Here is a 19,646-nt window from a genome sequence, read left to right as displayed (position 1 = left end):
CCTTGCGGAAGAGGAATGCCGGGCCGGTCAGCGCAGCGGATCGAACGGGGCCAGCTCGGGCGGGGTCTCACCCTTGAGCACCGCCTGCGCCATCAACTGGCCGGTGATCGGGCCGAGCGAGATGCCCCACATGCCGTGGCCGCCGGCGACGAACACCCGCGGCGAGGCGGTGGGCCCGAGCAGCGGCAGCCCGTCGGGAGTGCAGGGGCGGGAGCCGACCCACTCGTTGCGCCGGTCGTCCAGGTCCACGCCCCGCAGGAAGGGGCGGACGGCGTCGACGATCGCGGCGATGCGGCGCGGGTCGAGCGGATCGCCGGGACGGCGGAACTCCATCATCCCGGCCACCCGCAGCCGCTCACCCAGCGGCGTGCACGCAACCCGCTGGGTCGGGAAGTACAGCGGGCCGTGCGGCATCCGCTCGACGGGCACGCTGAAGCTGTAGCCGCGCCCGGCCTGCACCGGCCACCGCACCCCGAACGGGGCGGCCAGTCGCGCCAGCTCCGCGCCGGTGGCGAGGACGACGGCGTCGTGCCGCAGCCGGTCCCCGGCGTCCGTGACGACGGTGACGCCGCCGGGGCGGTGCTGCAGATGCGCCACGTCGGTGCCCTGGACGACCTCGCCGCCGCGGGCCTGCACCGCGAAGGCGAGGCTGGTGAGGAACTCCGGTGGGTGGAGGTACCGCTGTCCGTGGATCTGCACGGCCGCGCCCACGCTCTCGGTCAGCGTCGGCTCCACCGTGCGCACCCGCCAGCCGGTCACCGGGTGGAAGCCGGCGTGCTGCCCGGCGGCGCGGATCTGCTCGAGTTCGACGCACAGCCGCTCGGCCTCGCGTTCGGTGCGGAAGCAGGCCAGGAACGACTCGGCGCGGTGGGTGGGCGCCAGCACCCCGCCGGCGGCGAGCACGTCGAACGCCTCCAGGGCGCGCTCGTTGAGCGGCACGTAGGCGGCCATGCCCCGCCGCCACGCCCGCGCGGTGCTGTGCGCGACGAAGCCGGTGAGAAAGCGCACCAGCGTGGTGTCGGCGCGCAGCGGCAGGTACACCGGGGAGCGCGGGCTGAGCACCGCACGCAGGCCGTAGCGCAGCACCGCCGGCTCGGGCAGGGGGGCGGTCAGGGCCGGGGTCAGCCAGCCGGCGTTGCCCCAGGAGGCGCCGGCGGCCACGTGGTCACGTTCGTAGACGGTGACCTGCACGCCGGCCTCCTGCAGGAACCAGGCGCAGGACAGGCCGACCATGCCGGCGCCGATCACCGCCACGCGTTTCGGTGGGCCGGCCACGAACGCCGGCCCCTGGGGGATGTGGGACATGTCCGCGCCGGCCGATCAGCGCACCGAGGCCTGGCAGGCCACGCAGCCGGCCGCGAAGGGCCGGAACTCCAGCCGCTCGAGGGGGATGTCGACCCGGCAGTGCGCGCACACGCCGTAGGTGCCGTCGGCGATCCGGTCGAGCGCCGCATCGATTTCGTCGATGGTGTGCAGCAGGCTCGCGGCGCGGCTCATCGCGACCGGATCCGGCATCGCGGTGGCCGCCTCCGCCAGCGCCAGCTCGCGCTGCCGGACGCAGTCGGCGCGCTGCTCCTCGAGCAGGACCCGGAAGGAGTCCCACCGCGTCGCGGTCGGCGTCGGCGTGATCATGGGAACGGACATGTGTGCTCTCCTCCAGAAACGAAAAGCGCGCCCACCGGTCGGTGGAAGCGCGCGTCGGGACGTGGTGTGCGACCTCGGTGAGGTCGGTCCGCTCCCGGCGGCGCCCGGTCCTGACTGCGTCGGAGCACATCCAGAAGGACCGTCGAGCGCACCGGTGCCGACGTCCCTGTGTCCACCCCGGTCACCTCCTCGCCGCCTGACCGCCGTCGCGGAACCCGACCCTCCACCGCCGCAGCGGTCGCCACATAGGTCGGCCGCCGGTCAACTGGCACCCCTGGTCCTTGCCGACGGCCGGCAGGCCCCCCGCCACCCACGTCCGCTCACCGGATCGCGGCGCCGGCGTCGACCGACAGCTGCGTGCCGGAGATGTACCGGGCCTCGTCGGAGGTCAGGAACAGGACGGCGTGGGACACGTGCAGCGGGTCGATGAACCCGATCCCGAAGGGATTGAGCCCGCCGAAGGCCGGCTCGGCGTCCTCGAGCGTCGGGTGCTCCAGGTCCGGCCGGAACAGCCGGTAGGTCGTCTCGTTCTTCACCATGGGCGTGTCGACGGCGTTCGGGTGGACGGTGTTCACCCGGATGCCGTGCTGCCCCAGCTCGTTGGCCAGGACCTTCATCAGCCCGACGACGCCGTGCTTGGTGGTCGTGTAGGCCGCGACGTTGGCCAGCCCCTTGAAGCCCGCCAGCGAGCTGATGAGGGTGACGGAGCTGCCGCCGCCGGCCGCCAGCAGGTGCGGCGTCGCCGCCTTGACGGTGTGCCAGACCCCGGTCAGGTTGACGTCCATCAGGTCCTGCCACGCCTGCTCGGGCACCTTGTGGGTCTCGGTGCCGAACGTGAAGATCCCGGCGTTGGCGATCACCGCGTCCAGCCGGCCCAGCTGCGCGACGCCGTCGTCGATCGCGGCCGTGAGGCCCTCGATGTCGCGGACGTCGGCCTGCTTGGCGACGATCCGCCGGTCCAGCTTCTCCACCTGCCGCACGGTCTCGGCCAGGTCCTCCGGCGTCGCTGCCGGGTAGAACTCCGGGGTGACGCTGCCGATGGGGGCGGCGATGTCCACCGCGATGATGTCCGCGCCCTCCTCGGCGAGCCGGACCGCGTGCGACCGCCCCTGGCCGCGGGCGGCCCCGGTGATGAGCACGACCTTGCCTTCTGCTCGCCCTGCCATGGCGCTTCCTCTCCTCCTGGTGTCCGGACGACACCGCTCTGCGGGAACCGCGGCTCCCGCGACCTGGCCTCACTGTGCTCGCCCGCAGGTCGCCGGATCAGGGCAGCGACCGGCCGATTCCGGCACCGCCACCTTGCCGGTCGTCGGCAAGGTGGCGACGGACGCCGCTCCGCATGGCCCCCGCGACTGCTCGGACTGCGATCGGCCGGCTTCGTTGCCGGTAGCCGGTAAGGACGACCCGGGCGAGGTGACCGGCGGCGGCCCTGGCCGGGGTGCCGTCGGCTCCCGCATGGTGGGGGCAGGAGGAGGTGGACCGTGCTCAGTGATCAGGAACAGCGGGCCTGGAAGGAGATCGAGCGGTCGTACGCGGCCGAGGCGGGGGAGCGCGACGGGACCGGCGGTCAGCCGTGGACCCGGAGGTCCCGCGGAGGCGACGGGGTGCGCGCCCTCGCGATCGGCGGTGTCTGCATCGCGATCATGTTCGTCCTCGTCGGGGCGCCGGTCGCGGGGCTGGGGATCGGCGCCGCCGCGGCGCTGGGATGGCTGCTGTGGCGCTACTGGCCGGAGCTGGGCAGGGCGTGCACGACGACCTGCCTGCCGATGGTCGGCGGGCTCCCGGAAACCGGCGGGACGGGGCAGGAGCCGGGGGACGACGCGTCGCCCGGCCGCCCGCGGCGCAGGCCGGAGGCGGACTGAGCCTGCGGAGCAGCGTCGGTCGACGGGACCGTGCGGCTGCGGGAGGTCGTGGGTGTCGACGGCTCGGCCGGTGCCCGGTGGTGACGGTCCGCCCGTCCCGGCTGGTCGAGGACGAGCGGTGCCGACGACGAGGACGGCCCCCGCGAAGATGGGGACATGGCGGGACCACTGCTCGAGACGAAGCTCCACGTCCCCCGGCGGCGCCGCGGCCTGGTGGCGCGGGCGCGACTGATCGAGCGCCTGCGCCGGGCGGACGACGCGCCCCTCACGCTTGTCTCCGCGCCGGCCGGTTTCGGTAAGACCACCGTGCTGACCGAGTGGCTGGGCTCCGCGGACGGGCGGTCGGTGGCGTGGCTCTCGCTCGACCCGCGGGACAACGACCCGGCGCTGTTCTGGGCCTACCTGATCGCCGCGCTCCGGACGGCGGCGCCCGATGTCGGGGTGGGCGCGCTGGGGCTCCTGTCGTCGCCGCAGTCGTCGGCGGAGGCGGTCCTGGGCGCGCTGGTCAACGACCTCGCCACCCTCCCGGACGACGTCGTCCTCGTGCTCGACGACTACCACGTCATCGAGTCGCCCCAGATCCACGACGGGACGGCGTTCCTGGTGGAGCACCTGCCGGCGCAGGTCCACCTCGTGCTCGCCGGCCGCGCCGACCCGCCGCTGCCGCTGGCCCGGTGGCGCGGGCGCGGTGAGCTGGTCGAGTTGCGGGCCGCCGATCTGCGGTTCACGCCCGAGGAGGCCGCGGAGTACCTGACCGGCGTCATGGGGCTGGCCCTGACCGCCGGTGACGTCGCCGCGCTGGACGGGCGCACCGAGGGATGGATCGCCGCGCTGCAGCTCGCGGCGCTGTCGATGCAGGGCCGCGACGACGTCAGCGGCTTCGTCGCGGGCTTCGCCGGGGACGACCGCTACATCGTCGACTACCTGGTCGACGAGGTCCTGGCGCGCCAGCCGGAGCGGATCCGCGGCTTCCTGCTGCAGACCTCGATCCTCGGCCGGCTGACCGGCCCGCTGTGCGACGCGGTCACCGGCCGGGACGACGGCAAGGCGATGCTGGCCGCCCTGGAGCGGGGCAACCTGTTCCTGGTGCCGCTCGACGACCGCCGCCGGTGGTACCGCTACCACCACCTGTTCGCCGACGTCCTGCAGGCGCACCTGCTCGACGAGCAACCCGACGCCGTGGCCGAGCTGCACCGGCGGGCGGGCGACTGGCACGAGCGCAACGGCGACCGGGCCGAGGCCATCGGTCACGCGCTGGCCGGCGGGGACGTCGCACGGGCGGCGGACCTCGTCGAGCTGACGCTGCCGGCACTGCAGCAGGGCCGGCAGGAGGCCACCATGCGCCGCTGGCTGGAGGCCCTGCCGGACGAGGTGCTCCGGTCCCGGCCGGTGCTCAGCGTCGGATACGCCGGCGCGCTGATGATCCACGGCGAGATCGAGGGGGTCGAGGCGCGGCTGCGGGACGCCGAGCGGTGGCTGGCCGGCGGCCAAGACCCTCCCGCGCCGTCGGCGGAGATGGTCGTCGTGGACCACGAGGCGTTCCGTCGCATCCCCACCGCGATCTCGATGTACCGCGCCGGTCAGGCCCTCCTGTCCGGCGACGCGGCCGGCACGATCACCCATGCCGGGCAGGCGCTCGACCGCGCCGGCGCGGACGACCACCTCGGCCGCGGAGCCGCCGCCGGCCTCCTCGGGCTCGCGTACTGGGGGAGCGGGGACCTGGATGGCGGCTACCGCTGGTACGCCGACGCCGCGGTGCACCTGGAGCGGGCCGGGCACCTGTCGGACGTGGCCGGCTGCTCGATCGCGCTGGCCGACATCCGCCTCGCGCAGGGCCGGCTCGGCGCCGCGATGGCCACCTACGAGCGGGCGCTGCGCCTGGTGACCCCGGAGACCGGGCAGGTGCTGCGCGGAGCGGCGGACATGCACGTCGGCATCGCCGGGGTGCTGACCGAACGCGGCGAGCTCGACGCCGCCCGGGGCCACCTCGCCGCCGCCGAGGACCTGGGCGAGCACGTGGGCATGCCGCAGAATCCGTACCGCCGGCGGGTCGCCATGGCCCGCGTCCACGAGGCCGGGGGCGACCCCGACGGCGCGCTCGCCCTCCTCGACGACGCCGAGCGCCGCTACGTCGGCGACTTCTTCCCCGAGGTGCGCCCGATCCCCGCGCTGCGGGCACGGCTGTACGCCCGACAGGGCCGGTGGGCCGACGCGCTGGCCTGGGCGGGGGAGCGGGGATTGTCCGTCGACGACGACCCGGACTACCTGCGCGAGTTCGAGCACGTCGCCCTGGCCCGCGCGCTGGTCGCCCGGTTCGCGGCCGACGGCGACGAGCGCTCGATCGCCGGGGCGGCGCGGCTGCTGGCCCGGCTGCTGCAGGCGGCGGAAGAGGGCGGGCGGACCGGCAGCGTCCTCGAGGTGCTGGTGGTGCAGGCCCTCGCCGAGCAGGCCCGCGGCGACATGGTCGCAGCGCTGGCGGCGCTGCGGCGGGCGCTGACGCTGGCCGAACCGCAGGGCTACGCCCGGATCCTCCTCGACGAAGGGCGGCCCATGACCGGTCTGTTGACCGCGGCCGCCTCGGGGGGCACCGCCGCCGGCTACGCCCGCCGGCTCCTGCCCTCCCCGGAGGCCGCGCCGGCGTCACCGCGTCTGGTCGATCCGCTGAGCGCGCGCGAGCTGGAGGTGCTGCGGCTGCTCGGCACCGATCTCGACGGCCCGGACATCGCCCGGCAGCTGTTCGTGTCGGTGAACACCGTCCGCACCCACACCAAGAACATCTACGCCAAGCTGGGCGTGACCAGCCGCCGCGCGGCCGTCCGCCGGGGCGAGGAACTCGACCTGCTGGCTTCCGACCGGTAGGCACCGGCCGTCGCTCACCACCCGGATCACCACACATGGTGATCCGTTCTCACCCCCCTCTTCCTACGTTCCCTCCATGACGGAGAGCACGAGCGGCCGACGTGCCGACTCGAGCCGCTACGAGATCCGCCTCGGGGGCCGCCTCGACCCCCGCTGGGCGGCCTGGTTCGACGGGATGACCGTCAGCCCCGCCGGCGACGGCACCACCGTCCTGTCAGGCCCGGTGGCCGACCAGGCAGCCCTGCACGGCGTGCTGACCCGGATCCGCGACCTGGGCCTTCCTCTGGTCTCGGTCACCCGGCTCGACGCCGACCACCCCGCTCCGGCCCCTGGCCGACCCCACTGAAGCCACTCAGGAGACCGCCATGACGACCACCACCCCGCCCGCACCGTCGACGACGGTGCCGGCCGACCCGATGCGCCGGACCTCCCTGGCCGCCGGCGTCCTGTACCTGATCACGTTCGTGTCGGTGCCCACGCTGATCGTGTTCCAGCCCGCGCGGGACGGCGCCGACTTCGTCCTGGGCGCCGGCAGCGACACCGGCGTGCTGTGGGGTTCGTTCTCCGAGGTCGTCGTCGCTTTGGCCGGCATCGGCACGGCCGTCGTGCTGTTCCCGGTGACACGGCGCGTCAGCGAGACGGCCGCCCTCGGATTCGTCGCCTCCCGCGTGGTGGAGGGCAGCCTCATCATCGTCGGGGTCGTCAGCATGCTGTCGATCGTCACCCTGCGGAACGACGTCGCCGGAACCGCCGGCGCGGACCCGGCGTCGCTGGTCACCACGGGCTCCACCCTGCTCGCGGTCTACGACTGGACGTTCCTGCTCTCGCAGAGCCTGATGCCGGTCTTCAACGCGCTGTGCCTCGGCTACGTGCTGTACCGCTCGGGGCTCGTGCCCCGCATCCTCCCCACGCTGGGGCTCATCGGCGCCCCGCTGCTCCTCGCCGCCGACATCGCGATCTTCTTCGGCGTCTTCGACAGGATGGGCCCGATTGCGCTGGCCGCGCTCCCGATCGCCGTGTGGGAGTTCTCGCTCGGCGTCTACCTGACCGTCAAGGGCTTCCGGCCGTCCGCCGTCGCCGCCCTCCCCTCCGCTCGGGCCCCCCGGTGAGGGCCGCGGTCTACCGCCGCTTCGGCGGACCGGAGCAGGTGCACGTCGAGCAGGTCCCCACGCCGTCGGTGGGCCGGGACGACGTCCTCGTCCGGGTGCACGCGAGCACCGTCAGCGCCGCCGACCACCGCGCCCGCAGCCGCGAGGTGCCCCGCGGGCTCTGGCTGCTCGCCGCGTTCGGCATCGGCGCCTTCCGGCCGAAGCGTCGCGTGCTGGGCATGGACGTCGCCGGCGTCGTCGAGGCCGTCGGCGCGGGCGTCACGGGGTTCGCGCCGGGCGACGAGGTGATCGCCATGCTGGACGCCCGGTTCGGCGGGCACGCCGAGTACGCCCGAGTCCGGAAGGGCGACGCGATCGCGCGCAAGCCGCGGAACATGGGCTTCGAGGACGCCGTCACCCTGGTCTTCGGCGGGCTCACCGCCCGCGGCTTCCTGAGGCAGGCGCACCTGGCACCCGGGACGGCGGTCCTGGTCAACGGGGCGTCGGGCGCCGTCGGGACCGCGGCGGTGCAGCTGGCCAAGGACGCCGGCGCGCACGTGACCGGCGTCTGCAGCGGCGCCAACCGGGAGCTGGTGACCTCGCTCGGCGCCGACCGGGTGATCGACCACACGACCGAGGACGTCACCGCCGACGCGGCCACCTACGACGTGATCGTCGACTGCGTCGGCAACGCGCCGTTCGAGCGCGTCCGGCACCTGCTGAAGCCGGGCGGCGCGCTGCTGCTCGTGATCGCCGACCTGCCCGGGCTGCTGCGGGCGCCCCTGCGCAGCCGGCGGACCGGGCACCTGGTCACCGGCCGCGTCGGCACGACCACCAGCGACGACCTGCGCTTCCTGGTCGACCTCGCCGAGGCCGGCCGGTACCGGGCGGTCCGCGACCGGACCTACGACCTCGCCGACGTCGCCGAGGCGCACCGCTTCGTCGACACCGGGCGCAAGCGGGGCAACGTCGTCCTCCGGATCCCCGGCGACGGTCCCGCGCCGTCGTCCACCGGGCAGTCGGCGGGGGAGGCGTCGTCGTGACCCGGCGCCCCGTTCGCTTCGCTGTTCTCCGCAGGCCGGGGCGTCGCTAGCGTGGATCGGTGACCTCCGACGACGACCCGGCGGTGCTGCGCCGGGCGCTGGACCAGCTGGCCGTCCTGCTCGACGACGTCCCGCGCGCAGCGCTGGGCGACGGGACACCGTGCGAGCAGTGGACCGTCCGGGACCTGGTCGACCACATCGTCGCCGCGCCGACGAGGTTCACCCGCATGGTGCGGGGCGAGCCGATCGACTGGTCGGCACCGACGCCCTCGGCCGGTGACGACCCCGCCGCCGCGTTCCGCTCGCACGCCGACGAGCTCGTCCGGGCGTGGCGCGATCGCGATGCCGGGAACGCACCCGTCGCCCTCGACTGGCTGTGCGCGGAGTTCGCGGTGCACACGTGGGACCTCGCCGAGGCCACGGGCCGCTCGACGGGCGCGCTCGACGCGGAGGTGGCCGAACGCGGCCTGGCGTTCATGCAGGCCAACCTCACGGAGGACAACCGGAGCGTTGCGTTCGGTCCCGAGCAGCCGGCGCCCGACGGTGCGGACGCCTACCAGCGGGCGGCCGCGTTCGCCGGCCGGTCGGTCTGACGACGTCAGCGAGTGACGGGCAGGACGACGACGCCGTCGTCGTCGGACCACACCTGATCGCCCGGGTTGAAGGTGACCCCGCCGAAGCTCACCGGGACGTCGCGCTCACCGGTGCCGTTCTTGGTGCTCCTGCGGGGGTTCGAGCCCAGGGCCTTGATGCCCACGGCGATGCTCGGCAGGACCGCGGAGTCCCGGACCACGCCGTTGATGACCACTCCCGCCCAGCCGTTGTCGGCCGCGATCGTGGCGATGCTGTCCCCCATGAGGGCTCGGTGCACCGACCCGCCGCCGTCGACGACCAGGACGCGGCCCTCGCCCGGCTGCTCGACCGTCGACTTCAGCAGCGCGTTGTCCTCGAAGCACCGGACCGTCGTCACCGGGCCGGTGAAGCTGCGGTGCCCGCCGAACTGGCGGAACTGCAGGTCGCACGAGCCGAGCTCGTCGCCGTGCTCGTCGTACAGGTCGGCGGTCGTGAAGCTCATGGGGGTTCCTCCTGCCGGCGTGGATGCGGGACGGGGGAGGGTCAGGTCGTGGTCGGGGGGCGAGCGTCCCCGGCCAGGCCGCGGGAGAGGGTGGCGACGACGCCCAGCGCGGCGGCGGTGGCCCAGAGGACGCCGGCCGCGCCGACGCCGGCGGCGACCGCGCCGACCGCGGACGGGATGACCACCTGGCCCAGGCGGTTGCCGGTCAGGCGCAGCGACATCGCCCGGCCGCGCAGCCCGGGCGGTGCCGACGTCGCCAGCCACGCCATCGTCAGCGGCTGACCGACCCCGAGGCCCAGGCCCAGCAGGACCACGAGGCAGCCCATGGCGGCCGGCGGCAGCGGCAGGCCGAGGGCGGCCATCGACAGCGCCGACAGGACCGCGGTGCCGATCAGCAGGCGGCGCCTGCCGAGCAGGGTCACCAGCCGGCCCAGGAAGAGGCGCGAGGTCATCGAGGCGACGGCACGCAGGGTCAGGAGCAGCCCGATGAAGCCGGCGGCCAGCTCGCGGTCGGCGCCGAGCGCGGGCAGGTAGACCAGCGTGATGTCGACCGCGGCGAGCACGATGCAGCTGACCATCAGCGCTCGGAGCAGGCCGGGCAGGCGGACCAGCGTCCGCATCCCACCGGCCTCCTGCTCCCGCGACGAGGCCAGCCGGGGCGGCATTCGGAGGAACACGGCGCTGAGCGTGAGGACGATCCCGATCCCGACCGAGACCAGGAACAGGGCGGCGGTGTCGGGCACCGCCTGCCGTCCCCCGGCGACGATGATCAGGCCCGGGCCGACGGCCTGGCCCAGCGACGCGGCGAAGGTGTAGTAGCCGAAGGCGGCGTCGAAGGTGCCGGCGGGCGCGGCATTCGCGACCGCGGCCTGCTGCCCGACGACGCAGAGCAGATGCCCGGTGCCGAGCACGACGATCCCGGCGATCAGCCCGGCCGGGGTCGAGCCGGCGGACAGCAGGACGGCGGCCGAGGCGGTCAGCAGCAACGCGCCGACCAGCATCACTCGGCGCTCCCCGAACCGGTCGGTGGCCTGACCGGAGGGCACCGCGAGCAGCAAAGGGACGACCGCGAAGGAGGCGGCGAGGGCGCCCAGCCATCCGCCGGGGACGTCGAGCTCGATGGCCCGGTAGGTCACCGCCGGGCGGACGACGAACGTGATGACCTGCGTGAGCACCGAGTGGACGAGCAGCAGTGCCAGCAGGCGACGCCCCGGCCGGCCGGCCCGGACGACGTCCTCACCGGTCAAGACTCGTCCGACGAGGCAGCCGGCTTCGCCAGACGCCAGGCCGACTTCGCCCCCAGGCTGGTCCGGATGTGGGCGCGCATCACGTCGGCGGCGGTCTCGCCGTCACCTTCCGCGATGGCCTGGAAGAGCAGGGTGTGCTCGTTGGCCTTCATGGCCCGCTCCTCCGGGCTGCGCTCGATCTGCAGGCCGTGTCGCCGGTAGCGGTCGGCGGTGTCCCAGAGGCCGTCGAGCATCTCGATGAGCAGCGCGTTGTGCGACGCGCGGTAGACCGCGGTGTGGAACCGGCGATGGGCGATCAGCTGGGCCATGGAGGGGTTGCTCGGCAGTGCGTCGAGCCCCTCCAGGCCGGCTCGCATCTCGGCGAGATCCTGCTTCGTGCGGCGTTCGGCGGCCAGCGAGGCGGCCATCGGGTCGAGGGAGCGGCGCACCTCGAGCAGATCGCGGGCCTCCTCGGCGTCGAGCTGGGTGACCCGCGCGTCGCGGTGGGCGTCCAGCTCGACCAGGCCCTGCTGCATCAGCCGGCGCAGCGCCTCGCGCAGCGGCGTCGTGCTGATGCCGATCTCCCTGGCCAGCAGGGCCTGGTTGATGACGGAGCCGGGCTCGAGCCGGCCGGAAAGGATGAGCTCACGCACGCGCGTGTAGGCGAAGTCGCTCTTCGTCGCGTAGAGCTCTGCCGGTTGCGTCATCGGACCCCCTGTCGGTGAACAGGTTATAACCTACCCACCCGGCGAGGGTCGGATCGCCACACCGGACCGAGAAGGACCCTGACGGCTTGGGGGGCAGCACACCATTGGATCTTCCTCATAGGTTATAGAGTGCAGGGTGCGTCGCTCGGCGCCGCACTACGCGGTCTGCAAGAGGTGACCGCCCGGTGCGTGGTACCGGGCAGCCACGTCAACACCGGCTGCCGGCTGCTGGCCGCACGTCACGTCCGAGGGGGAAGAAGTCCGGTGAGCACGCACGGCGCCGTCGTCGAGCGCAACAGCTTCGGCACCGCAGGGGAGCTCGCGGTGGGGGAGCGGCGCTTCGCGATCCACCGGCTCGGCGACATCGCCCCGGCGGGGCTGCCGATCAGCCTCAAGATCGTGCTGGAGAACCTGCTGCGCCACGAGGACGGCGTGCGGGTCACCGCCGAGCAGGTGCAGGCGCTGCTGGCCTGGGGGCTGGACGGAGCCGCGGGTGCGGCCGTCGACCTGAGCCCGTCGCGGATCTTCCTGCACGACACCAACGGCGTCCCGACGCTGGTCGACCTGGCCGCCATGCGCGACGCCGCCTCCGCGCTGCGCGGCCGCGCCGAGCTGATCAACCCGGTCATCCCGTCGGAGCTCGTCGTCGACCACTCCGTGATCGCCGACGTCTTCGGCAGGGCGGACGCCTTCGCCCACAACGTCGAGATCGAGTACGCCCGCAACAGCGAGCGCTACCGGTTCCTGCGCTGGGGGCAGTCGACGCTGCGCAACTTCGCCGTCGTCCCGCCGGGCACCGGGATCATGCACCAGGTCAACGTCGAGTACCTGGCCCGGGTCGTCATGGACGACGACGGCTGGGCGTTCCCCGACGTGTGCCTGGGCACCGACTCGCACACCACGATGGTCAACGGGCTGGGCGTGCTCGGCTGGGGCATCGGCGGCATCGAGGCCGAGGCGGCGATGCTCGGCCAGTCGCTGTCGATGCTGCTGCCCCCGGTCGTCGGGGTCCGCCTGCACGGGGCGCTCCCCGAGGGCGCGACGGCCACCGACCTCGTGCTGACGATCACCGAGATGCTCCGTGCCCACGGCGTGGTCGGCAAATTCGTCGAGTTCTACGGCCCCGGGGTCGCGCAGACCTCGCTCGCCGACCGCGTGACCATCTCGAACATGAGCCCGGAGTTCGGCTCCACCTGCGCGTTCTGGCCGATCGACGAGGAGACCCTGCGGTACCTGCGCTTCACCGGCCGGCCGGCGGAGCGGGTGGACCTGGTGGAGGCCTACGCCAAGGAGCAGGGACTCTGGCACGATCCCGCGGTCGTGCCCCGCTACACCGAGCTCCTGGAGCTGGACCTGGCCGGCGTGGTGCCGTCGCTGGCCGGCCCGAGCCGGCCCCAGCAGCGAGTGCCCCTCGACGCGGCGAAGACCGCGTTCCGGTCGGCGCTCGGCGCGGCGCTGGCGCTGGACGCCGGCGCGGCGGTGCCCGCCTCCTGGGTGGACGAGGCGTCCCAGGAGTCGTTCCCCGCGAGCGACCCGCCGGCCGTCGACAGCGAGACCCCGGCGGCGCCTGCGACCGTCGCCGAGCCGGCCCCGCCGTCGTCCACGGCGAACCGGCCCGTGCCGGCCACCCTCGCCGGCGGTCGCGAGGAGCTGCGCCACGGCAGCGTCGCCATCGCCGCCATCACCTCCTGCACGAACACCTCCAACCCCTCGGTGATGGTCGCCGCCGGCCTGCTGGCGAAGAAGGCCGTCGAACGAGGGCTGCGCAGCAAGCCCTGGGTGAAGACCAGCCTGTCGCCGGGCTCGCGGACCGTCACCGACTACTTCGACGACGCCGGACTCACGCCCTACCTCGAGCAGCTCGGCTTCCACCTGGCCGGCTACGGCTGCATGACCTGCATCGGCGCGTCGGGCCCGCTCATCGAGGAGGTGTCGGCCGCGGTGAACGAGCACGACCTGAACGTGGTCTCCGTGCTGTCGGGCAACCGGAACTTCGACGGGCGGATCAACCCCGACGTGCGGATGAACTACCTGGCCTCACCACCGCTGGTCATCGCCTATGCCCTGACCGGCACCATGGACGTCGACCTGATGACCGAACCGCTCGGCTCCGGCTCGGACGGGCGGCCGGTGTACCTGCGGGACGTCTGGCCCAGCTCGCGGGAGGTCCAGGAGGTCATCGAGGCCACCCTGGACGCGGACATGTTCACCCGCGCCTACGCCGACGTGTTCTCCGGCGACGACCGGTGGCGGGGGCTGGACGCGCCGGTGGGGGAGACCTTCGCCTGGGACGCCGGCTCCACGTACATGCGCCGCCCGCCCTACCTGGACGGCATGTCGCCCGAGCCGACCCAGGTGCGGGACCTCACCGGTGCGCGGGTGCTGGTCAAGCTGGGCGACTCGGTGACCACCGACCACATCTCCCCGGCCGGGGCGATCCCGCCGCACACTCCCGCGGGGCAGTACCTGACCGGCCTCGGGGTGCCCCGGTTCGAGCTGAACACCTACGCCTCCCGTCGGGGCAACCACGAGGTGATGATGCGCGGTTGCTTCGCCAACGTCCGGCTGCGCAACCAGCTGGTGCCGGGCACAGTCGGCGGCTGGACGCAGAACCTGTTCACAGGCGAGGTCACCTCCGTCTACGACGCCGCGCTGGCCTACCGCGAGCCCCACGTCCCGCTGCTGGTGCTGGCCGGCAAGGAGTACGGCAGCGGCTCGTCCCGGGACTGGGCCGCCAAGGGCCCCGCCCTGCTGGGCGTGGGCGCGGTCCTCGCCGAGTCCTTCGAGCGTATCCACCGGTCGAACCTGGTCGGCATGGGGGTGCTGCCGCTGCAGTTCCTCGACGGCGAGAACGCGGACACCCTCGGGCTCACCGGCACCGAGGTCTTCGACGTCCACGGGCTGGCCGAGGCGGTGGCCCGGCGAGGGGGACCGGCCACCGTGACCGTGCTCGCCGACGGGCGTCCCTTCCGCGCCCGGGTCCGCCTGGACACCGCGCGGGAGGCCGACTACTACCGGCACGGCGGGATCATGCGCTTCGTCGTGCGGGACCTGCTCGGAACGCAGCCGGAGAGCCCGGCCCCCTGAGCGGCACGTCAGCGGCCGAACAGGGCGGCGTAGCGGTCCAGGTACAGCGGCCAGCCCGCCTCGTCGTCGACGCCCGCGCGAACGGCCTCCCAGCCCGGGCCGTGCCGGTCGAGGTGGCGGTGCTCGAGCTCCACCCGGGTGCGGTCCGCGGACTCCGCGATGAACCGGACCTCCACCTCGCTGGCGTTCTCCGGGTCGGCCACCAGCTGCCAGTCCGGTCCGATGTCCCAGCTGAACACGACCCGGTCGTGCGGCTCGTAGGCCAGGATCCGCGCCCAGCGGCACTCGCTGCCGTCCTCGGCGATGTCGACGATGTGCCCGCCGACCCGCGGCTCGAACACCGTCCGCGCGATCGGGGAGGACATGATGTTGTGCTCGCGCGGCTTGAAGTCCCCGAAGCCCGCGGTGAACACCTCGAACGCCCGCTGCTGGGACGCGGCGACGACGATCTGCTTGCGCACGGCGGCGGTGGCTGCCTGGGTCATGGCCTCTCCTGTCCTGGTGCTCCGGGAACGTCGTGCTCCCCGCCGGCGCCCGGTGCGTCGTCGGGGTCGGCGGCGTCGGGGGAAGCGACGGCGTCCTGGTAGCCGGCCAGCGCCCTGTTCCAGTAGGTGTCGAGCTGGTCGCGCAAGGCGGCCACCCCAGCGGGGTCGAGCCGGTAGATGCGGCGGGTCCCCGCCGCGCGATCGGTGACGAGGCCCGCGGCCTTCAGGACGGCGAGCGCCTGGGAGACCGCCGGGCGGCTGATGGGCAGCGCGTCGGCCAGCTCGCCGACGGCCCGCGGCCGTTCGGCCAGGCAGGCGACGATCGCCCGCCGGGTCGGGTCGCCGAGCGCGCTCCACGCCTCGTCCGCTCCGTAAGCGCCCACGAACGGTAAGCGTGGACGAACGAAGCCGCGCGGTCAAGAGCGGCCTGGCGGAACCGGGATGACCGCGCGCGGGCGTGCTGCGAGACTCCCGCCGTGCGCGTCCTGCCGAGTCCGGTGACCGAGGGACTGCCCAGCAGGAAGGTGCGCATGGTCGTGCTGGTCGAAGGCGTCAGCGACCAGGCGGCGGTGGCGGCTCTCGCTGCGCGGCAGCGCCGAGACCTGACCGCGGAGGGCGTGGCCGTGGTGGCGATGGGCGGTGCGATGGGCGCCGCCCGGTACCTGCGGGTGCTCCGATCCCAGGGGCCGGCCGTTCCCGTGCGAGGGCTCTGCGACGAGGCCGAGGAGGGGTACTTCCGTCGCGGTCTGCAGCAGGCGGGCTTCGGCGAAGGCCTGACCCGCTCCGCCATGGAGTCGCTCGGGTTCTTCGTCTGCGTCACGGACCTCGAGGACGAGCTCATCCGCGCACTCGGCGTCGAGGCCGCCCTGGGCGTGCTCGCGACCGAGGGAGACCTGGAGCGGTTCCGCCGCTTCCAGATCCAGCCGGCGCAGCGGGCACGGGGCATCGAGCGGCAGTTGCACCGCTTCCTGGGCACCACGAGCGGTCGCAAGGCCACGTACGCCCGGGCCCTCACCCTCGCCGTCGAGCCCGACCGCGTGCCCCGCCCGCTCGAGCGGCTCCTGGCGGCAACGTCGTCGTAGGGGTGTCCCCGGGCCGACGACACCCGTCCGGCCCGGCTCCTCGATGCTGGCAAGGTGAGGCACGCCCCAGCACCGCCACCGGAGTCGAGGAGCGCGGCATGGACGAACTGAAGGACAAGGTCGTCGTCGTCACCGGCGGCAGCCGGGGCATGGGCCGGGAGATGGTGCTGGCCTTCGCCGAGCAGGGGGCCCGGGTCGTGATCGCCAGCCGGAAACTGGCGAACTGCCAGGCGGTGGCCGAGGAGGCCCGGCAGGCGTACGGCGCCACGGCGCTGCCCGTGGCGGTCAACGTCAGCTCCTGGGAGCAGTGCGACGAGCTCATCGAGACCGTCTACGGCGAGTTCGGCCGCGTCGACGTCCTGATCAACAACGCCGGGCTGTCCCCGCACTACCCGAGCCTCGCCGAGGTCGGCCAGGAGCTGTTCGACAAGGTCATCGGGGTCAACCTGCGCGGGCCGTTCCGGCTCACCGCCGTCATCGGGGCCCGGATGGCCGAGGGGGACGGCGGCTCGATCATCAACATCGGCTCCATCGAGGCGATCCGGCCGCGCGGCCTCGCGCTCCCGTACGCCGCCGCCAAGGCGGGCCTGCACGTGCTCACCGAGGGCTTCGCGCAGGCCTACGGCCCCAAGGTCCGGGTGAACACCATCCAGGCCGGCCCCTTCCTCACCGACATCGCCACCCACTGGCCGGAGGGCATGCGCGAGGAGATGGAGCAGACGGTCGCGCTGGGCCGCTGCGGCGAGGCCGGCGAGATCGTCGGCGCGGCGCTGTTCTTCGCGACCTCGGCCTCCTCCTACGCCACCGGCGCCCTGCTCCGCCTCGACGGCGGCTGGCGCTGACCACGACCCCGCCGACGGCGTCCACCCGTCCCCAGCAGAGAGGCTGACCGCGATGTGGAGCTTCGAGACCGATCCCGGGTTCCAGCGGGAACTGGACTGGATCGACACCTTCGTCCGGGAGAAGGTCCAGCCGCTGGACTTCCTCCTGGGCAGCCAGTGGAACATCCACGACCCGGAGTTCGTGCGGCTGGTCCGGCCGCTGCAGGCGGAGGTCAGGGCGCGCGGCCTCTGGGCCTGCCACCTCGGTCCCGAGCTGGGCGGCAAGGGGTACGGCCAGCTCAAGCTCGCGCTGATGAACGAGAAGTTCGGGATGTCGCGGTTCGGGCCGATCGTCTTCGGCGCCCAGGCACCCGACACGGGCAACTCCGAGATCCTGGCGCACTTCGGCACGCCCGAGCAGAAGAAGAAGTACCTCGAGCCGCTGCTGGCCAACGAGGTCGTCTCCTGCTTCTCGATGACCGAGCCGCAGGGCGGCGCCGACCCGCTCGGGTTCCGGACCTCCGCCGTCCTCGACGGCGACACGTGGGTGATCAACGGCGAGAAGTGGTTCGCCTCGGAGGCCGAGACGGCGGCGTTCTACATCATGATGGTGGTCACCGACCCGGAGGCGCCGAACCCCTACCGGCGGGCGTCGATGTTCATCATCCCGACCGACACCCCGGGCATCGAGATCGTCCGCAACTACGGCTTCTACGGCGAGCCCGAGGACACCCACGCGCACCTGCGGCTGACCGACGTCCGCGTGCCGGCCGAGAACATGCTCGGCGGGCGCGGCGAGGCCTTCGCCGTCGCGCAGACCCGGCTCGGCGGCGGCCGCATGCACCACGCGATGCGCACCCTGGCCCAGGCCACCCGCGCGTTCGAGATGACCTGCGAGCGGGTGCTGTCCCGCACCACCAAGGGCCGGCGCCTGGCCGATCTGCAGATGGTCCAGGAGAAGATCGCCGACGGCTGGATCCAGCTGCGCCAGTTCCGGTTGCTCGTCCTCGAGACAGCCTGGCTGGCCGACCAGGGCCACGACTGGAAGGCGATCCGCAAGAACGTCTCGGCGGTCAAGGCGACCATGCCCACGGTGCTGCACGACATCGCCGCCACCGCGCTGCACCTGCACGGCTCCTTGGGCCTCTCCCACGAGATGCCGTTCGCGGAGTGGGTCATCAACTCCTTCCACGTCGGCCTCGCCGACGGCCCGACCGAGGTGCACAAGACGGTCGTGGCCCGCGAGGTGCTCAAGGAGTTCGAGCCGGAGCCCGCGATGTTCCCGTCCTACATCCGCCACGAGCAGGAGCGCCGGGCGCGGGAGCTCTACGGGGCGCCGCCGGCCCCCTGACCCGGGCGGGGACGCCAGCGCTTCCAGTGCGCCACCGCCCCGGCCCGGGGCTTGCCGTCCCAGACGATCTCGACGGCGGCGGCCATCTCGTCCTCCCGCGCCTCGGTGACGGTCGCGACGAGGTGCAGCGGCTCGGTCAGCGGGGTCGGCCGGAGGAAGCGGACGTCGAGCCCGGCGGTGACGTAGGGCAGCGCGGCGTCCGCGGTGCTCACCCAGCCGCGCCGGTGCGCCTCGAGGACGACGGCGGCGGCGCTGTGGCAGTCGAGCAGCGTGGAGATGATCCCGCCGTTGAGGTAGCCGAGGCCGTTGTCGTGCTCCGGCCACGGCGTGAAGGTGGCGGTCACGCCGTCCGCCGCCGGGTAGCTGCGCAGCCGGAGCCCTGACGCGTTCTTCTGACCGCAGCCGAAGCAGGTGAGCTCGGGGTAGAGCCGCTCCTGGATGCTCAGGACGTCGTCGTCCATCAGCGGGCGTAGGGGAAGAAGCCGCGCCCGGTCTTGCGGCCCAGCAGGCCGGCGTCGACCATCCGCAGCAGCAGCGGGGGCGGCGCGTAGAGCGGCTCCTTGAACTCCTCGTACATCGACTGCGCCACGGCGGCGGTGGTGTCCAGGCCGATCAGGTCGGCCAGCGCGAGCGGGCCCTGCGGGTGCGCGCAGCCCTGGACCATGCCGGCGTCGATGTCCTGCGCGCTGGCGAACCCGGACTCCAGCATCCGGATGGCGGAGAGGAGATAGGGGATCAGCAGCGCGTTGACGATGAAGCCGGCCCGGTCCTGGGAGCGGATCGTCGTCTTGCCCAGCCGCTTCTCGGCGAAGTCCGTGACCGCGAGCAGCGTCTCGTCCGAGGTCAGCAGGCTGGCCACGATCTCCACCAGCGGCAGGACCGGGGCGGGGTTGAAGAAGTGCACGCCCACGACCCGGTCGGCCCGGCCGGTGACGCTGGCCATCTTCACCAGCGGGATGGAGGAGGTGTTCGAGGCCAGGATCGCGTCCGGCCCGAGGATGGCGTCGAGCCGGCGGAACAGGTCGAGCTTGAGCGACTCGACCTCGGGAACCGCCTCGATGACCATGTCGGCCGCCGCCGCGGCCTCGAGCTCGGTGGCCACGTCGATGCGGGCCAGCGCCGCCTCGGCCTCGACCGCGGTGAGCCGGTCCGCGCGGACGGCGCGCTGCAGCGAGGTCTCGATCCGCGACCGGCAGCGGTCCACGCCGTCCGGATCGGCCTCGACGACGACGACCGCCGAGCCGGCCCGGGCGCACACCTCCGCGATGCCCGCGCCCATGGTGCCCCCGCCGATGACCGCGATCCGGTCCATGCCG

The 19,646-nt window shown here is 73.6% G+C and carries 20 protein-coding genes; 10 read left to right on the top strand and 10 right to left on the bottom strand.

Annotated elements, in window-relative coordinates; genetic code table 11:
- Positions 1-27: 27 nt before the first annotated feature.
- The 3 genes from ACWIYF_RS18805 to ACWIYF_RS18795 form a co-directional block, all read right to left on the bottom strand.
- The gene (locus tag ACWIYF_RS18805) at positions 28-1,305 is read right to left on the bottom strand and encodes an NAD(P)/FAD-dependent oxidoreductase (RefSeq protein ID WP_448624354.1); all 1,278 of its coding nucleotides are present in this window, start codon (positions 1,303-1,305) and stop codon (positions 28-30) included.
- 15 nt (positions 1,306-1,320) lie between these two features.
- Complete coding sequence (locus ACWIYF_RS18800) at positions 1,321-1,644, bottom strand: TraR/DksA family transcriptional regulator (RefSeq protein WP_448624353.1); 324 nt, start codon at positions 1,642-1,644, stop codon at positions 1,321-1,323.
- 320 nt (positions 1,645-1,964) lie between these two features.
- Positions 1,965-2,810: a mycofactocin-coupled SDR family oxidoreductase gene (locus ACWIYF_RS18795; RefSeq protein WP_448624352.1), complete on the bottom strand. Its 846-nt coding sequence runs from the start codon at positions 2,808-2,810 to the stop codon at positions 1,965-1,967.
- A 315-nt stretch (positions 2,811-3,125) separates the two neighbouring features.
- On the opposite strand from ACWIYF_RS18795, the gene ACWIYF_RS18790 reads away from it, so the two are divergent.
- The 6 genes from ACWIYF_RS18790 to ACWIYF_RS18765 all read left to right on the top strand — a co-directional run bounded on the left by ACWIYF_RS18790 (position 3,126) and on the right by ACWIYF_RS18765 (position 9,089).
- On the top strand, positions 3,126-3,506 hold the full coding sequence (locus ACWIYF_RS18790) for a hypothetical protein (protein WP_448624351.1): 381 nt from the start codon (positions 3,126-3,128) through the stop codon (positions 3,504-3,506).
- A 156-nt stretch (positions 3,507-3,662) separates the two neighbouring features.
- Positions 3,663-6,365, top strand: a complete 2,703-nt coding sequence (locus tag ACWIYF_RS18785; RefSeq protein WP_448624350.1) for a LuxR C-terminal-related transcriptional regulator — start codon at positions 3,663-3,665, stop codon at positions 6,363-6,365.
- A 76-nt stretch (positions 6,366-6,441) separates the two neighbouring features.
- Positions 6,442-6,711: a hypothetical protein gene (locus tag ACWIYF_RS18780; protein ID WP_448624349.1), complete on the top strand. Its 270-nt coding sequence runs from the start codon at positions 6,442-6,444 to the stop codon at positions 6,709-6,711.
- Between the two features lie 19 nt (positions 6,712-6,730).
- Positions 6,731-7,474 (top strand): DUF4386 domain-containing protein, encoded by a 744-nt coding sequence (locus ACWIYF_RS18775; RefSeq protein ID WP_448624348.1) that lies wholly within the window; start codon positions 6,731-6,733, stop codon positions 7,472-7,474.
- Entirely contained in the window at positions 7,471-8,496 is a 1,026-nt protein-coding gene (locus tag ACWIYF_RS18770; RefSeq protein ID WP_448624347.1) for an NAD(P)-dependent alcohol dehydrogenase, read from the top strand. The genes ACWIYF_RS18775 and ACWIYF_RS18770 overlap by 4 nt, the downstream gene beginning before the upstream one ends.
- A gap of 59 nt (positions 8,497-8,555) precedes the next feature.
- A complete protein-coding gene (locus ACWIYF_RS18765) occupies positions 8,556-9,089 on the top strand; it encodes a TIGR03086 family metal-binding protein (RefSeq protein WP_448624346.1) in 534 nt (177 codons plus the stop codon).
- Between the two features lie 5 nt (positions 9,090-9,094).
- Here the strand turns inward: ACWIYF_RS18765 and rraA are convergent, their stop codons facing one another.
- The 3 genes from rraA to ACWIYF_RS18750 are packed head-to-tail and all read right to left on the bottom strand — an operon-like array spanning position 9,095 to position 11,504.
- Positions 9,095-9,571, bottom strand: a complete 477-nt coding sequence (gene rraA / locus ACWIYF_RS18760; RefSeq protein WP_448624345.1) for a ribonuclease E activity regulator RraA — start codon at positions 9,569-9,571, stop codon at positions 9,095-9,097.
- 41 nt (positions 9,572-9,612) lie between these two features.
- Positions 9,613-10,818: an MFS transporter gene (locus ACWIYF_RS18755; protein WP_448624344.1), complete on the bottom strand. Its 1,206-nt coding sequence runs from the start codon at positions 10,816-10,818 to the stop codon at positions 9,613-9,615.
- Positions 10,815-11,504, bottom strand: a complete 690-nt coding sequence (locus tag ACWIYF_RS18750) for a GntR family transcriptional regulator (RefSeq protein ID WP_448624343.1) — start codon at positions 11,502-11,504, stop codon at positions 10,815-10,817. Before ACWIYF_RS18750 ends, ACWIYF_RS18755 begins: the two co-directional genes overlap by 4 nt.
- Positions 11,505-11,768: 264 nt before the next feature.
- Between ACWIYF_RS18750 and acnA the strand changes: the two genes are divergently transcribed.
- Positions 11,769-14,591 (top strand): aconitate hydratase AcnA, encoded by a 2,823-nt coding sequence (acnA, locus tag ACWIYF_RS18745; protein WP_448624342.1) that lies wholly within the window; start codon positions 11,769-11,771, stop codon positions 14,589-14,591.
- Positions 14,592-14,599: 8 nt separating this feature from the next.
- On the opposite strand, the gene ACWIYF_RS18740 is transcribed toward acnA, so the two are convergent.
- Both ACWIYF_RS18740 and ACWIYF_RS18735 read right to left on the bottom strand, forming a co-directional pair.
- The gene (locus ACWIYF_RS18740; protein ID WP_448624341.1) at positions 14,600-15,076 is read right to left on the bottom strand and encodes an SRPBCC family protein; all 477 of its coding nucleotides are present in this window, start codon (positions 15,074-15,076) and stop codon (positions 14,600-14,602) included.
- Positions 15,073-15,459: an ArsR/SmtB family transcription factor gene (locus ACWIYF_RS18735; RefSeq protein WP_448624340.1), complete on the bottom strand. Its 387-nt coding sequence runs from the start codon at positions 15,457-15,459 to the stop codon at positions 15,073-15,075. The genes ACWIYF_RS18740 and ACWIYF_RS18735 overlap by 4 nt, the downstream gene beginning before the upstream one ends.
- 93 nt (positions 15,460-15,552) lie before the next feature.
- Between ACWIYF_RS18735 and ACWIYF_RS18730 the strand changes: the two genes are divergently transcribed.
- From ACWIYF_RS18730 to ACWIYF_RS18720, 3 genes are all read left to right on the top strand, one after another.
- Positions 15,553-16,158 carry a TOPRIM nucleotidyl transferase/hydrolase domain-containing protein gene (locus ACWIYF_RS18730; protein ID WP_448624339.1) on the top strand — a complete coding sequence of 202 codons (606 nt, stop codon included), beginning with the start codon at positions 15,553-15,555 and terminating at the stop codon, positions 16,156-16,158.
- A gap of 98 nt (positions 16,159-16,256) precedes the next feature.
- Positions 16,257-17,000, top strand: a complete 744-nt coding sequence (locus ACWIYF_RS18725; RefSeq protein ID WP_448624338.1) for an SDR family NAD(P)-dependent oxidoreductase — start codon at positions 16,257-16,259, stop codon at positions 16,998-17,000.
- Positions 17,001-17,052: 52 nt separating this feature from the next.
- Positions 17,053-18,330 (top strand): acyl-CoA dehydrogenase family protein, encoded by a 1,278-nt coding sequence (locus ACWIYF_RS18720; protein ID WP_448624337.1) that lies wholly within the window; start codon positions 17,053-17,055, stop codon positions 18,328-18,330.
- On the opposite strand, the gene ACWIYF_RS18715 is transcribed toward ACWIYF_RS18720, so the two are convergent.
- Complete coding sequence (locus ACWIYF_RS18715) at positions 18,306-18,791, bottom strand: PaaI family thioesterase (RefSeq protein ID WP_448624336.1); 486 nt, start codon at positions 18,789-18,791, stop codon at positions 18,306-18,308. The genes ACWIYF_RS18720 and ACWIYF_RS18715 overlap by 25 nt on opposite strands.
- On the bottom strand, positions 18,791-19,642 hold the full coding sequence (locus tag ACWIYF_RS18710) for a 3-hydroxybutyryl-CoA dehydrogenase (RefSeq protein ID WP_448624335.1): 852 nt from the start codon (positions 19,640-19,642) through the stop codon (positions 18,791-18,793). Before ACWIYF_RS18710 ends, ACWIYF_RS18715 begins: the two co-directional genes overlap by 1 nt.
- Between the last annotated feature and the right edge of the window lie 4 nt (positions 19,643-19,646).

Source organism: Geodermatophilus sp. URMC 64, from assembly GCF_053502555.1.
This window is presented reverse-complemented; position numbering and strand designations above follow the sequence as displayed.